Below are 14,406 nucleotides of genomic sequence, written 5' to 3' on the forward strand. Positions count from 1 at the left end.
TTGACTGAAATTGCAGAAGGGAGCGATCGAGACCCGCCTGATCCAACGCTCCTGACACTTACGATGTCCGCTTTACCAAACGAATCGTTGCGCCCTGATCCCTGAAAAACGGCATGGATTGGACGAACTAGACCATCCGAAAAAATTTGCTTCTCAAAAGTAACCAAAATTTACATCTCTAACTTCTAGCTGATTTATTCGTCGGACTGCTGATTAACATTTGAGTTATTTATTATCCGCCTAAGTCCAAATCGGTTCGGGGACTTCCATCCCACAGCTAATGCCTTTAACAGTCTGGATGTGGTCAACCTGACTACTCTTTTTTGACGCTTAACCCTGAAACAAGTCGGATACCTATGACAACGTTTAATCCCGCAATCCTGAAAACCCTCGACACTCCTACCTGGCAGCGATCGACGGTTGGCTTTCCAGAATGCGTTCTCAAATGGCGGCGCAAACAATTGATCGTTTACCCTACCCAATCGCCACAAGGCAACTCACTACCGCCTTTGGCCGACCAGGAATGGCTAATCGAATGTCTCAAGCGTTCTCCTATCCGCCTGGTTCGCGTCGATGCTAGTTTCAGCGAAGCCGCCCTCAAATTTTGGGCAGATGCTTGCGAAAAAGCGGGGAAGACACTCTACTTGCGTCTGCCTGCCGCCTCCCGCCTGCCCCAAAAGCGCAGAGGACTCTGGTGGTGCAAACGAGCCTTTGATTGGAGTCTGGCCACCTTGATGCTGCTGGTGTTGAGTCCGGTGATGTTGGCGATCGTGCTGGCGATACAGATTTTTACTCCTGGCCCAATTTTGTTTCGTCAATGGCGTGTTGGTGAACGGGGCAAGCTGTTTCGAGTGCTCAAGTTTCGCACGATGAGCGTGGATGCCGAAAAAAATCACCATGCTGTGATGTCCAATCAGTCACAATCGAGCCTTCATAAGCGCGAAGACGACCCTCGCATCACACCTCTGGGCAGGTGGTTACGCAAATACAGCCTGGACGAACTGCCCCAAATTTTTAACGTGTTGCGCGGTGAAATGAGCCTTGTCGGCCCGCGACCCTGGGCCCTGTATGATGCTGTTCGGATTCGCCCAGAACTCCAAGAGCGACTGAATGCCTTACCAGGAATCACCGGAGCGTGGCAGGTTGAAGCGCGATCGACGTTATTAGACCTTGATATGGTGAACGATCGGGATTTACAATATCTCCGCGATTGGTCGCTATCAGGCGATTTCAAGATCCTATTACGAACGGTGCCCAAGGTACTCTCTGGATTTGGGGCTTGTTGAGAGAATGGTGAGCGGTTTGCGAGTACTCATGCTTTAGACCTTAGACTTTAGACCTTAGACTTTAGACAAACGCCACGGAATTCCCTAAATTGGTGACATTTGACCTCAGACTTCAAACTCAAAAGCTGCTTTGCACGGAGTCTAAAGTCCAGAGTCTAAAGTTTAGAGTCCAAATCTTAGCCAAAGTTGGCGTTGCTGAATCATGGGATGAATTGCCCCAATGTGAAGGGGAACCAAATGTTCAAAGTCCCCCAGAATGGGGGATTTAGGGGGCGAAAAGCTTGACGCTTCTCACAGATTCATCCCTCCAATCAGCAATGCCCCAAAGTTTACAGGTACAACTCATACACTCATTGCAAACCGCCGACTTTAACCTGAGTTTCGGCCCCTCTAGTCTAATTATTTATGCGAGCTAAGAAGTTTCCTAATCCAGTGCGTAATCTTGTTAGAGGAAGCAACCTTTGGCAAGAAAATTCTTTGATCTTACGTGAGTTTCAATATTTCCCGTGGATAGCGATCGCTGCAATCACGTTTGCATTGTGTTCGGCAGCATTTGAGGGATTTGGCTTCGGATTCCTGCTTGCATTTCTCCAAAGTTTGGTGAGTCCCGATGCACAACCTTTTCAAACGGGAATTCAATGGTTTGATCTTTGGGTTCTAGATATCAATTCTTCGGCTACCAATCGACTGTACCGAGTTTCTGGCTTGATTTTGGTGTCAACCTGGATTCGAGCAGGCTTTAATTATTTGACGCAGTTTTATACCGAACTCTGTCAACAAAAATTAGTCGATCGCTTGAGAAAACGCATCTTTGAGCAACTACAAGCAGTCAGTCTCAGCTACTTTGGCAAAACCAATTCAGGAGAACTGATCAACTCGATCACAGGTGAAATCGGTCGCCTACAAATTGCCTTTGGACTGTTGGCTTATATAATCACCAAAGGATTAACTTTGCTGGTCTACGTGACGTTGATGTTTTCGATCTCCTGGCAGTTAACGCTAGTGTCTATCGTATTGTTCGGTTTATTAATCGCAGGATTAACCAAACTGAATGCACGAGTGCGCGAAAGTAGTTTTGCAGTTTCCACAGCGAATGGAAAATTCACAGCGATCGCATTAGAGTTCATCAACGGAATCCGCACTGTACAAGCCTTTGCCACCCAGGACTATGAGCGAAAACGCTTTTATCAAGCCAGTGGTACTTTACAAAAGGCCAGCATGAAAGCGGCCTCCCGGTGGGCACTGGTGCGGCCGGTAGCAGAAGGGTTGGCCACGACGGTTTTGATTAGCATGATCATTCTGGCCATCACCGTATTTGTCGCAAACGGAACCCTGCAAACCGCCTCTCTCTTAACTTTTCTGTTTATTCTGTTTCGGCTGGTGCCTGCTCTCCACGAAATTAACGGCAATCGCGCTCAACTCAGTGGTTTTGGCGGGTCGATCGCCAACATTCAAGAGATCCTTAGAAGTGACAACAAGCCCTATTTGCAAGATGGAACCTATCCGTTTAGCGAACTGCGGCGATCGATTGATTTTGTGGCGGTTGAGTTTGGCTACAATCCGCGTCAGCCCGTTCTCAGAGACATTACGCTCACTATCGAACGCGGCAAAATGACAGCCCTGGTCGGGGGTTCGGGAGCCGGCAAAACAACGTTGGTAGATTTGATTCCTCGCTTTTATGATCCGACTGGCGGACAAATTCTGATCGATGGTCGAGATTTGCGATCGTTTGCCATTAATTCTCTACGACAGAGGATGGCGATCGTCAGCCAGGACACCTTTATTTTTAACGCTTCGGTCAGATACAATATCGCTTACGGTTTAGAAGATGCCAGCGACGAGGCCATTTTGAGAGCCGCCGAACAAGCCAACGCGCTCGACTTTATTCTCGAAATGCCCGACCAATTTGAGACACAGTTAGGCGATCGAGGGGTGCGGCTTTCTGGCGGTCAACGTCAGCGGTTAGCGATCGCTCGTGCCTTGCTGCGTGATCCCGAAATTTTGATCTTAGACGAAGCAACTAGCGCTCTGGATTCAGTTTCTGAACGATTGATTCAACAATCACTAGAGCAACTGTCAAAAGGAAGAACGGTGATTGCGATCGCACATAGATTATCCACCATTGTCCGAGCTGATAAAGTTGTCGTTTTGGAACAAGGACAAATCATCGAACAAGGCACGTATCAAGAACTGCTTAACCAACGCGGCAAACTCTGGAACTACCACCAGATGCAGCATCAAGTCAGCGCAGAGTAACCCTGAAAAGGCTTCAAACCAGACTTAAACGCATTTACTAGAAGAGAGGAAGGTTATGCACTTAATTGCGCTAGAACAGGAACCCACATCACTCAGGGGCGGACAGGAGTTAAACCTATTTGAAATTACGCGGGGATTGGTCAAACGAGGGCATCGAGTCAGCCTGCTTTATGAGCGCGACGGCAACTTGGTCGATGAGTATCGCAAGTTTTGTCAGGATGTGATCAAGATTGATACATTTGGATTCGATCGCCGTAAGGTAGACGATATTCTCAAGTTTGTTCGCAGTTTGATCAGGATTGGTACAATTCCTGCTGATCAAGACAGTCTAGTTTTTTGTAATGCATATCATTCTGCTGTGTTTGGTTATGCATTGTCATCGTTAAAACATCTTCCCTTTATCTGCTACTTTCAGATTCCTCCCTGTGATTTCAATCGTCAACGTCGCGTTGCACTCAATGGCGTTGATCAATTCATTGCAGTTTCTCACCAAACTAAGCTGGAATGGGTCAAGTTTGGGTTAGCAGAAGAGAAGATTGAGGTCATTCAAAATGGCACCGATCCCAACAAATTCAAACCTGCTGAAGACTTCGCTGCCCTAAGAAAAGAATGGGAATTATCTGAAAACGATCGCGTTATCTCCTACGTCGGCAGAATTGACGAATCAAAAGGCATCGAATCACTCATCAAAGCATTAGGTATATTGCACCAGCAAGGAATCACCCCTCACCTTTTGCTTGCCGGAAAACCCGTCGTTCACTATGATCCCGAAAAAGGCAGAGAATGTCCCGAAGCGGGTGCAAAATATCAACAGTCATTAGAACAATTAGCGATCGATTCAGGGGTTGGAGAGCAGGTGAAGTTTTTAGGATTATTAAAAAATCCCGTACCTCTTTATCAAATCAGCGATGTCAATGTTTTATGCAGCATCTGGCCAGAACCTTTTGCCAGAGTCATTCTAGAATCAATGTCCTGTGGAACGCCGATCGTAGGTAGCCGCATCGGAGGCACGATCGAAGCCTTAACAGGTGAATTTGAGCGCGGATTATTCACACCCAATGATGAAAAAGATCTCGCAAGGTGTCTGACCAAAATATTGGATTGGCGATCACAAGAACCCGAACTAGGCGTGCGATATCGAGACCATGTACTCAAACATTTTGGTCTAGAAAAACTCGTCGAAAACTTCGAGACCACCCTGCTCAAAGTCGCCCAAAAATCCAAGATCGCCGCCTAATTTCAACAGATTATTTCATCCCTCATCCCTCATCCCTCATCCCTCATCCCTCCAAAATGCCTCAATCCCCTCGTATGCTCTCGATCGTAGAAGGCTTTATCGGACATCTCACCTACGGGCGCTTGATGCGAGAATCTCTAAGCCAATCTTGCCCGATCGACTTCTATTGGCACAACGACGAACGAGAACTGAGAACCCGTCTGATGAGCCGAGCAATCGGACATTATCGCATTCCCCCAACTCGCTGGACATTAGAACAGAATACCGATTTTTTTCTCTTTCGATTTCAAATGTGTCTTGGCTATTTTGCGCGACGGTTGGTGTTAAGAAAAATGGCAGAAACTCACTATACTGCTCTCCATTTTCATACCCAGCCCCTTGCGTATTTATGCCTCGATTTGATGAAAGAAATGCCGACGGTCATTAGTCTCGATCGCACGGCTGCTCAAGCTTCCAGAGAATATACTAAGCCGAGTTTGAGATGGACATTTGCCCCCAATTTTCGTCTCGACAAGCAAGTCTTTGAAGCCGCAAAAAGTATCGTCAGTTTCTCAGAAGCAGCCCGACGATCGGTGATCGAAGACTACAACATTTCACCCGAAAAAGTCACAGTAATTTATCCAGGGGTTGATGTCGATAAAATTCCCGTTGCTGACGTTAGAAGTTGCTCTAGTGAGACTTTTAGCATCCTATTTGTGGGCGGCGATTTTGAGCGGAAAGGTGGCTACGATCTGGTCAAGGTATTTTTAGAAAAGTTTAGCGATCGTGCCGAACTTCACCTGGTTACTCAAACTCCAATTGAGGTCAGCCATCCCAATATTCATATCTACAAAAATATTAAAGCCTACACGTCTGAGTGGCTCAATCTTTACCATCAAGCTGATGTATTCGTGATGCCAACGTATGCAGAACCGTTTGGTTGGGTGTTTTTAGAAGCAATGGCGGCAGGGTTACCGATCGTGGCCACCAATATCACAGCAATTCCTGAAATGGTAACATCTGGCGAAAATGGATTACTGATCGAACCGGGTGATCTTTCTGCCTTAGCTCAAAGCATTCAGCACTTGTTCGAAAATAGAGAACTGGGGCAAAGAATGGGGGCAAAAGGTCGTCAGTTGGTTGAGCAAAAGTTTAATGCTAAAGCTCATTTCTCAAAGTTAGAAGCGCTTTTTCAAGCCGCGATCGCCGCTCCCAATCTCACAACCGAACTCGTCCAATCTTCCTTGTCTAAAACAAAAGCCTGAACCCTACAGTTCAAAGAATTACTTATGAAAACTCTCTTCACTTGTCACTATCCCTTTAATCCAAATGCAGGGGCTGCGGGTGTGACGTGGCGGCTTGGTCAGGAATATCAAAAACTGGGGCATGAAGTTCAATATTACTCATTAAACGAAGTTCCTAAACAGATCCATCGGCTCCTGAGATTTGCAACTTTTCCGGCATTTGTCGCCCATCAAATCTCACAATTAGCGGACGAAATCGATGTCATAGACGCTTCAACAGGAGATGCCTGGCTCTGGGCAACTTTAATGAGCAAACTCCACAAACGTCGTCCTCTATTAGTCGCACGTTGCCACGGACTTGAACACATTGAACACCTGGAATATCTCGAAGAAGCTCGACGCGGCAATCTACAGTTGAGTTGGAAATATCCCCTTTATCGCGGCAGCATTCGACTCTGGGAAGCCGCGACTTCAATGCGCTGTGCGGATGTTGTGTTGTTGTTAAACGAGCGCGATCGCCACTATGTGCTTGATCAATTAGGCGTTGATCCCGATCGGGCCCACGTCGTTGCAAATGGCATTCCTGATGATTATCTACGGCTCCCATTTGAACCGACTCCTCCCCCTGATCAGCCCATTCGGATTGCCCAAGTAAGCAGCTACATCATCCGCAAAGGCATCCAGTATGGCACGCCTGCTCTCAATGCGATTCTCAACCGTCATCCCACCGTCGAGGTCAGCATGTTAGGCACCGAATGCCCTGCCGATGAAGTGTATGCAGATTTTGATCCGGGTGTGCGCGATCGCGTCAAGGTCATTCCTTCTTACCAAAACAACATGCTGCCAGCACTACTCAAAGGACATCACATCAAACTTTTTCCGACCATTTCTGAAGGATTTGGCGTTGCGCTTGTCGAAGCGATGGCTTGTGGACTCGCCCCCATTACCGCTGCTGCTCCCGGCCCATTAGAAATCGTGCAGGATGGCAAAGATGCGATCGTCGTTCCTGGTCGAGACAGTCAAGCGCTAGAGCAATCTTTGGAACAGTTAATTCAAGATCGCTCATTGCTGGATCGCCTACGCCGCAATGCTTACAACACGGCTCAACACTACAGTTGGTCACGAATTGCTCAAGACAATCTGCGCTATTACAAGGAAGCGATCGCAAGGATTGGTGAAGTTAGCGATATGGGGAGGATTAAAATCTAAGATCGCGAGAAACTCACTTAAAATTCGGTTCCCCTTTTTCAGGGAAGCTAGGGGAATCATCCGCGAGTGATCTACTAAAACTCTCTATCTGTGATCTCTTGAATCTACTGCTCCTATCTATATAAACATTAATAAACATTAGTTGTATTGTGTATTGAATATCAGGTCTACGATCGAATGAATTAACACCCCCCCAAACCCCATGCCTTCCCTTCTAAAACCTGCCCCCGCTTGGCTGGCAATTCTTGGCTTTTCTCTGTTCTCTGCTCTTTGCATTCTGATTCGCGTTGGCGGAGTGTTGCGGCTGGCGTTTCCACTAGGGGCTTTATTAGTCGGACTCTTTCTCTATTTGCGCTATCCCCTTTTGTATCTTGGCTTTACCTGGTGGGTTTGGTTTTTGGCAGCGTTTGTGCGGCGTTTGGTCGATCAGCAGGCGGGATGGGTTGACCCAAATCCAGTGTTGTTGGCTCCGTTTTTTGTGACGATCGTCTCTCTCTTGACATTTGCCAAGCAGCTTCCAAAAGCGATTCGGGGCAGTGGGTTGCCTTTTGTGCTTTGTGTGGTGGGCGTAATTTATGGGTGTCTAGTAGGCGTGATTAATAACTCACCAACCGCCGTAATTGTGCCTTTATTAAACTGGTTGACTCCTGTCGTATTTGGGTTTCACTTATACGCCAACTGGCGCAGCTACCCAGAAATTCGGCAAACGATTCAGCGCATTTTTGTCTGGGGAACGTTTGTGATGGGTGCCTATGGTGTGGTGCAGTTTTTGGTCGCGCCTCCGTGGGATCGCTTCTGGCTGCAAAATCAAACGACTCAGGTATTTGGAACGCCTAACCCTTTAGGAATCAGAACGTTTAGTACGATGCACTCGCCCCAGCCATTCGCCGCTGTGATGGTTGCAGGGTTGTTTATTCTATTTGCCAGCCGCAGTCCGATTCGATTCCCTGCCTCTGCGGTGGGGTATTTGTCTTTTTTATTGTCACTGGCACGATCGGCGTGGCTCAGTTGGGTCGTTGGCATTGTTGTCTTTTTGCCTTCGCTAAAACCAAAACTACAGATGCGTTTGATTGTAACTATTTTAGCCATGATGGTTTTTGTATTACCTTTGACGTTCATCGAGCCGTTCTCAACTGTAATCGGCTCACGGGTACAAACGCTATTTGCAGGTAAAGAAGATGTCAGTTATGCCGATCGTGCAGAAGGCTACAGCAAGTTTCTCACTCAGGCACTCACCAACGTCTCAGGAGAAGGCATGGGCTTCACGATCCAAAGTTCTGTAATTGGCAGCAATGATAGCGGCATTCTGACGATGCTCTTGACCCTGGGCTGGCTAGGAACGTTGCCCTATTTAGGTGGTTTGCTGCTCTTGATTGCAACGCTAGTTCAAAGTCAGGAAGCGAAGTTTGATGCATTTGCCAGTACTGCTAGAGCGATCGCGATCGCCACGTTTTCTCAAATCAGCCTCAACAATGTGATGCTCAGTTCTTTTGGCATGGTGCTATGGACGTTTATCGGCATCACCATAGCAGCCCGACAATACTACGCCAAGCTCTCCGTCGAGCCACCAAAGACTAAAGACGTGAAAATTAAACATTTTTTTGTTCAAAGTCCAAAGTCCACCTTCAATGTTAATATTGCGCCAGTGATTTCGCGAATGATGATGACTCAAGAACCCGATATCAATAATCAATACCAGCTTCGGATGATGGCGCAGGCTGTTACCGAATTAGCAGAAAGAATCGATCAAGGCTTCGATCGTACGGCTCAAAACATTGAGCAAGGCTTCGAGCGCACCAACCAAAACATCGAGCAAGGCTTCGAGCGCAACAGCCGAAATTTGGACAGTCTCAGAGAACTGGTCGAAACCGGATTTGACGACCTCAAGCGAGTTAGCCAGCAGCAGGCAGATACCGCCCGATCGCTCGCCGAAAGCGTTTCCAGATTGGTGATTTTGCTAGAACGGAAAAGTTGACCCTCTAAAGCGGTTTAGGACTCATACCCAGACGATCGAGCAGCGCTTCATCCTGCGATCGCTCTGGATTGGGAGCCGTCAACAACACAGACCCCGTAAAAATCGAGTTGGCACCCGCCATAAAACACAAAGCTTGCAGTTCATCGCTCATTTGGGTTCGCCCCGCAGTCAGCCGCACCATTGAGTTAGGAAAGAGAATTCGAGTGGTAGCAATGACGCGCACTAGGTCGATCGGATCAACAGGCGGCGCATTCTCTAAGGGCGTTCCGGGAATGGGAATCAGACAGTTAATCGGAATCGATTCGGGAACGGGGTCAAGATTACACAGGGCTTCGAGAAAATCTAACCGATCTTGCGTCGATTCACCCATGCCCAAAATGCCACCACAGCAGACCGAGATTCCTGCCTCGCTGACGGTGCGAATCGTTTCTAACCGATCTTGATAAGTGCGCGTCGTGATCACCTTGCTGTAATAGCTGGGCGACGTGTCCAAATTGTGATTGTAGGCTGTCAGACCCGCTTCTTTAAGCTGCTTTGCCTGATGGGGTTTGAGCATTCCCAACGTACAGCAAACCTCCATTTCTAGCGCAGCGACCTGACGCACCATTTCTAACACGCGATCGAACGGGGCCCCATCTCGCACTTCTCGCCAGGCCGCTCCCATACAAAAGCGAGTCGATCCGGCAGCTTTGGCCATTTTTGCCTCAGTCACGACTGCCTCAATCTCCATCAACGGTTCTGGCTGCAAATCCGTCTGATGATGCACGCTCTGCGAACAGTAGCCACAATCTTCGGGACACGCTCCCGTCTTGATATTGCCCAACGTACACATCTGAATGGCGCGTGGATCATGATGCGCTCGATGCGTCTTTTGCGCCTCAAACAGCAGATCTGGCAGCGACTGGTGATAAATTTTGGCGATGGAGTCGATCGAGGTCATCATGGCAGGAAATTTTGAGGGATAGGGAGGGCGTTGCCCCGCATTCGCGAGGAGGGATGAATGGGAGTTCTGTAACTGGCGCTCATTGTTTATCAAGATTATCAGCACATCGCCGATCGAATAATGCAGAAATTCTGATCTCTCTCCAGTGATACAATGCCTACCACCATGACTCGGTTTCCTCGCTCAAAATTGCAGCCTCGCCGCTTGAATAGATCTGTTCGCGTGATTACCGTCACTGAATTATTGTGGGCTTTAATTGGGCTGCTGCTGACGATCGGCGGCACACTTCTCAAAGCCTCGATTACTGGGTTGCCGTGGACGTGGACTTCGCAGACGGTGCCCCTGCACTTTTTGGGTGTCAACTATCAGATTGGGGCGGTTTTGCTGGTGGGCTGTCTGGGTGGCAAAAATGCGGCTGTGATTTCTCAGATTGCTTACCTAGCACTGGGGTTGGTGGGTTTTCCTGTCTTTGCTCAGGGGGGCGGCCTGGGCTATCTCAAAGAACCCAGTTTTGGCTATCTAATTGGCTTTATTCCGGGCGCTTGGATTTGTGGCTACTTTGCGTTCAAAACGCCACCTCGACTGGAATCGTTAGCTTTTAGTAGCCTTTGTGGGTTGCTGACAGTTCACTTAACGGGCATTGTTTACTTAATTTTGGCTTACTCCCTCAACTGGGTCGATGCAGCCAAGCAGCCTTTCTTTAAGTCGCTGCTCAATTTCTCGGTCAACTTACTACCCGGACAGTTTGCTGTCGTTTGTGCAGTGACCGTGTTAGCGTTTGTGATGCGCCGCTTAATGTTCTACTAGTGATTGGGAGTGAGCTGTTTTGTCACTCGATCCTTAAAATTCTTCAGCCTTTGATGCTAAAAAACCGTTTCTTTTGGATTGCTGCGATCGTGGGTCTGTTGCTCGATCGATTGACCAAATTGTGGGTTGTCAAAACGATGACGCTCGGACAGTCAATTCCTTTAATTTCTGGTGTTTTTCACTTTACCTACGTGGTCAATAAGGGAGCAGCGTTTAGCTTATTTCAGGGCAGTCTGTGGCTGCGGTGGCTGTCGTTGGCGGTGAGTATTGGGCTGATGGCGCTGGCGTGGTTTGGGCCGCGGATGATTCGATGGGAGCAGTTGGGCTACGGTTTTATTTTGAGTGGCGCGTTGGGCAATGGCATCGATCGCTTCGTCTTGGGTCATGTGGTCGATTTTCTAGATTTCCGTTTAATCAATTTTCCGATTTTTAATTGGGCAGATATTTTCATCAATGTGGGAATTGTTTGTTTACTGATTGCGACGTTTCATAAACCAAACAGCGATCGAGATTCAGCCATTTAGCCACAACATTATTTAGAGACAAAAAATGCTTTGATTGATTTAGAAAAAGCCAGATAGAGCGTCGCTACAATCGATAAAATGTTCAGAAAAATCGTTGTGGAAACATCTACGATCAGACTTTTTGGAGTGGGAAACCACCGATTAAAAGGGAAATCTTTGTAGTAAGATTTTGGATACAGTTTGGGCAGATCTTTGCTTCCATGAAGGATGAAATGATAAGCCATTTTTGAGCTGTCAGTGCTGAGAATAATGGCCGTAAATCCTGCTAAAACCAGTACACCAATCCATCTGCCATAAAGTTTTCTGTGCTGCAATCCCCAAAAGCCAAGGGCGATCGCGCTAAAAATTCCAGCAACCAGTGCCACCTCAAGCCCAAAGTTGAGAGTCCAGCAGTGACCTTCTAGATGAGAGCAAGCAGAAAAGCTTTTAACCAGACTCACCAGAATAATGAACAACATCATCAGCATCAGAGCCTGTGTAACCCAAACAATGAAAGGACGATTCATAACGCGATCGACTCCTCAAAAGCTAAAGAAAAGCCAGGTTAGAATGCTTGACCACAAAAGCCACCACACAATGGTCGCCAAGATAACTTGAACGGTTCGTCGATTAAAAGGAGCGCTCAGATTTTGTAACCCGTGTAATCGACTGGTCAACACATAACTCAACGGCAAACCCACAGGCACAATTACTGATAAATAAATTCCCATAATCCACAGATTGCCATTGCTAATTGGGATGGCTTGACGCTGTAAGATCGTGTTCAACAATATTGCCCAAACTGTAGAGATCAAAAGCCCAGGAATTCCCATTAAGGCCAGTCCGACAACAATCAGACCCAAAGCAATCAAAGTCCAAAGTCTGAAGGCTTTCCAACGAAACGTCATTGCTTTACCTATAAGTTTGAATGCGCGATTTGAGGCTTGCGATCGACGCTTTGTGTAGAAGAAATAAAAGGCTGCTTGCAAATTTTTAATTGCGGTACTAGATACCTGGCGATCGTCCCTAACTCCTTAAAAAGTGAGGAACTCAATTAAATATTTTTGCGACCTTGATGTAAATTTGATGAAACTGTTTGCCCTGCATAGATCGGCTCCCTAGATTCCCACAGGTCAAGGATTTTGAACCAAACAACGCAGCGAAAAAGATTCATCGAATTCACGTTACTTCGGGAGCGTCTTAGTTTTGACCTTCGATCGAGCCGTCGGATTGCGCGTGATCAAAACCCAGTCTTCCACCATCCAGGCTTGAGTTTGGGGAGATAACGTCACCTCAGACCGTTGTCGCAGTTGGTAAGGATGAGGGTCAGTTTTCCAATGCTGCTGAAGCTCTTGAGGAGAAGCGGGAATCACCGCCCGATCGCTATAAAAATTCAATGACGGACGATTGAAAGCATAAGACGTATAGACAACCTGCCCCGGTGGAGTTGCTTTGCGAATCATATCGGCTACGGGCCGCACCGGATAAGCTTCTGACAACTCCCAGACCCAATGCTCAGACATCATCAACACCAGCAGCGTTAGATAAGTTCCCCACAGCAGCACTGAGATAAACTGCGTATCCTGGCGACTGATCAAAATCGCCGTAATTGCCAGCGTCAAAGCCAGCGTCAAAAACACCAGTTGCAAATCAGGCTGAAAATCAACCTTGAAATAGTAAGCGCTACCCACCCCCGCTACCCCCGCCAACAGCACAAACACACCACACCATAACCGGGACTGAGCGATCGGGCGAACTTGAAAAATCTCCGTCGTCAAAGGATGCCACAGGCGGCTCAGTTGGGCACCTACCACTAGCGACAGCGCAGGATACATCGGCAACACATACCAGGGCAGCTTGGTTTTCATGACTGAGATGGTCACAAAATAAATCACACTCCACAGCAGCGCCAACTTTGCCCAACTCAGCGTGCGATTGTCCCAGGCCAGCCGAAATCCTGACGGCAAAAAGACCAGCCAGGGCACCCATTTAAGCAACTCGACCAGGTAGTACCACACTGGCCCGCGATTGGGGCCAACCGTTTCCCAGACTCGCTTGGCAGACTGATTTAACAAGTGCGCGTCTACAAAAATTTGGCGATATTGCTCCCATTGGGCGTAATACCAGAGCGCAACCGGAGCCACCCCTAGTAAAATGCCACACCAGAGATAGCGAGACGTGATCAGGCGAGGCGTGTCCCAAATGAGAAAAATCAGCGCGATCGCCCCCAGCAAAATGGCCAAGATGCCTTTAGTCAAGAACAGCAGCCCAAAGCCGACCCCCACCCCTAATCCCCAGCGCAAATCTCGCCGCGATCGCAGCAGACAGGCCATCAGCCACACAAAGAAACACAGCACTGCCCCATCCAACATTGCCAACCGCCCGTGACGCACCACAGGCAGCGAAGTCAGGTAAACCAGAGCCGTAAAGACAGCCGCCGATCGCTGAAAAAACAGTTCTCGCCCCATCCAATACATCAATGGCACAGAACAAGCAGTCAGCATGGCTCCCGGCAGTCGAGAAGTCCATTCATTTACGCCCGCGATCGAGTAGAGCAGCGCCATCAGCCAATGGACTAGAGGCGGTTTGTTGAAATAGGGATTGCCCGTCAGTTCTTTGGGATAGATCCAATTTTCGGAGCCAAAGGGCGATCGAGCCATTTCTCGTGCCACTTGAGCCACAATGCCTTCGTCCCAATCGCGCAAGGGCAAATTTCCCAAACTGACCCCAAACAGCACCACCGCCGCCACAAATAGCCCAATCAGCCAGCCGCGATCGATCCAGGAGTCAAATCGAGGAGTTCCCATTCCAAATTGGCGATTTGTCGAAATTTCGTGACCCATGCTCCACTCCTAACAACCCAGGACTACGGTTGATCTAGTTGATCTATTTACAAAATCGGCTGTCAGGGGGCAGATGAGCGATCGCTCAGCCCGGTCATTCTTTACCTGTGCGCTTCCAACTTTC

Annotated in this window: 12 protein-coding genes; 8 read left to right on the forward strand and 4 right to left on the reverse strand. The window is 48.1% G+C overall.

Going from position 1 to position 14,406, the window contains the following annotated elements; translation table 11 throughout:
* Positions 1–356: 356 nt before the first annotated feature.
* The 6 genes from hepC to ACKFKF_RS07950 all read left to right on the forward strand — a co-directional run bounded on the left by hepC (position 357) and on the right by ACKFKF_RS07950 (position 9,186).
* Positions 357–1,286 carry a heterocyst development glycosyltransferase HepC gene (hepC, locus tag ACKFKF_RS07925; RefSeq protein WP_446867234.1) on the forward strand — a complete coding sequence of 310 codons (930 nt, stop codon included), beginning with the start codon at positions 357–359 and terminating at the stop codon, positions 1,284–1,286.
* Positions 1,287–1,691: 405 nt separating this feature from the next.
* Positions 1,692–3,542 carry a heterocyst formation ABC transporter subunit HepA gene (hepA, locus tag ACKFKF_RS07930; RefSeq protein WP_446867236.1) on the forward strand — a complete coding sequence of 617 codons (1,851 nt, stop codon included), beginning with the start codon at positions 1,692–1,694 and terminating at the stop codon, positions 3,540–3,542.
* Between the two features lie 55 nt (positions 3,543–3,597).
* Positions 3,598–4,779, forward strand: coding sequence for a glycosyltransferase family 4 protein (locus ACKFKF_RS07935; protein ID WP_446867238.1), 1,182 nt, complete (start codon positions 3,598–3,600; stop codon positions 4,777–4,779).
* Positions 4,780–4,835: 56 nt separating this feature from the next.
* Positions 4,836–6,023, forward strand: coding sequence for a glycosyltransferase family 4 protein (locus tag ACKFKF_RS07940; RefSeq protein WP_446867240.1), 1,188 nt, complete (start codon positions 4,836–4,838; stop codon positions 6,021–6,023).
* 24 nt (positions 6,024–6,047) lie between these two features.
* Positions 6,048–7,211 carry a glycosyltransferase family 4 protein gene (locus tag ACKFKF_RS07945; RefSeq protein ID WP_446867242.1) on the forward strand — a complete coding sequence of 388 codons (1,164 nt, stop codon included), beginning with the start codon at positions 6,048–6,050 and terminating at the stop codon, positions 7,209–7,211.
* A gap of 202 nt (positions 7,212–7,413) precedes the next feature.
* Positions 7,414–9,186 carry an O-antigen ligase domain-containing protein gene (locus ACKFKF_RS07950; RefSeq protein ID WP_446867244.1) on the forward strand — a complete coding sequence of 591 codons (1,773 nt, stop codon included), beginning with the start codon at positions 7,414–7,416 and terminating at the stop codon, positions 9,184–9,186.
* 4 nt (positions 9,187–9,190) lie between these two features.
* Here ACKFKF_RS07950 and bioB read toward each other — a convergent pair whose 3' ends face one another.
* Positions 9,191–10,129, reverse strand: a complete 939-nt coding sequence (gene bioB, locus ACKFKF_RS07955) for a biotin synthase BioB (protein WP_446867246.1) — start codon at positions 10,127–10,129, stop codon at positions 9,191–9,193.
* Positions 10,130–10,294: 165 nt separating this feature from the next.
* On the opposite strand from bioB, the gene ACKFKF_RS07960 reads away from it, so the two are divergent.
* Positions 10,295–10,936, forward strand: coding sequence for a biotin transporter BioY (locus ACKFKF_RS07960; RefSeq protein ID WP_446857673.1), 642 nt, complete (start codon positions 10,295–10,297; stop codon positions 10,934–10,936).
* Positions 10,937–10,989: 53 nt separating this feature from the next.
* Positions 10,990–11,460, forward strand: coding sequence for a signal peptidase II (gene lspA, locus ACKFKF_RS07965; protein ID WP_446857672.1), 471 nt, complete (start codon positions 10,990–10,992; stop codon positions 11,458–11,460).
* A gap of 8 nt (positions 11,461–11,468) precedes the next feature.
* Here lspA and ACKFKF_RS07970 read toward each other — a convergent pair whose 3' ends face one another.
* The 3 genes from ACKFKF_RS07970 to ACKFKF_RS07980 all read right to left on the reverse strand — a co-directional run bounded on the left by ACKFKF_RS07970 (position 11,469) and on the right by ACKFKF_RS07980 (position 14,282).
* Entirely contained in the window at positions 11,469–11,966 is a 498-nt protein-coding gene (locus ACKFKF_RS07970) for a hypothetical protein (protein ID WP_446867247.1), read from the reverse strand.
* Between the two features lie 15 nt (positions 11,967–11,981).
* Positions 11,982–12,347, reverse strand: a complete 366-nt coding sequence (locus ACKFKF_RS07975; protein ID WP_446867248.1) for a hypothetical protein — start codon at positions 12,345–12,347, stop codon at positions 11,982–11,984.
* A 276-nt stretch (positions 12,348–12,623) separates the two neighbouring features.
* Positions 12,624–14,282, reverse strand: coding sequence for an ArnT family glycosyltransferase (locus tag ACKFKF_RS07980; protein ID WP_446867250.1), 1,659 nt, complete (start codon positions 14,280–14,282; stop codon positions 12,624–12,626).
* Positions 14,283–14,406: the final 124 nt, after the last annotated feature.

This window comes from Phormidesmis sp. 146-12 (genome assembly GCF_052939495.1).

Coding starts and splice junctions, on each gene's coding strand:
- hepC (WP_446867234.1), top strand. CDS start 357: ATGACAACGTTTAATCCCGCAATCCTGAAAACCCTCGACACTCCTACC.
- hepA (WP_446867236.1), top strand. CDS start 1,692: ATGCGAGCTAAGAAGTTTCCTAATCCAGTGCGTAATCTTGTTAGAGGA.
- ACKFKF_RS07935 (WP_446867238.1), top strand. CDS start 3,598: ATGCACTTAATTGCGCTAGAACAGGAACCCACATCACTCAGGGGCGGA.
- ACKFKF_RS07940 (WP_446867240.1), top strand. CDS start 4,836: ATGCCTCAATCCCCTCGTATGCTCTCGATCGTAGAAGGCTTTATCGGA.
- ACKFKF_RS07945 (WP_446867242.1), top strand. CDS start 6,048: ATGAAAACTCTCTTCACTTGTCACTATCCCTTTAATCCAAATGCAGGG.
- ACKFKF_RS07950 (WP_446867244.1), top strand. CDS start 7,414: ATGCCTTCCCTTCTAAAACCTGCCCCCGCTTGGCTGGCAATTCTTGGC.
- bioB (WP_446867246.1), bottom strand. CDS start 10,129: ATGATGACCTCGATCGACTCCATCGCCAAAATTTATCACCAGTCGCTG.
- ACKFKF_RS07960 (WP_446857673.1), top strand. CDS start 10,295: ATGACTCGGTTTCCTCGCTCAAAATTGCAGCCTCGCCGCTTGAATAGA.
- lspA (WP_446857672.1), top strand. CDS start 10,990: ATGCTAAAAAACCGTTTCTTTTGGATTGCTGCGATCGTGGGTCTGTTG.
- ACKFKF_RS07970 (WP_446867247.1), bottom strand. CDS start 11,966: ATGAATCGTCCTTTCATTGTTTGGGTTACACAGGCTCTGATGCTGATG.
- ACKFKF_RS07975 (WP_446867248.1), bottom strand. CDS start 12,347: ATGACGTTTCGTTGGAAAGCCTTCAGACTTTGGACTTTGATTGCTTTG.
- ACKFKF_RS07980 (WP_446867250.1), bottom strand. CDS start 14,282: ATGGGTCACGAAATTTCGACAAATCGCCAATTTGGAATGGGAACTCCT.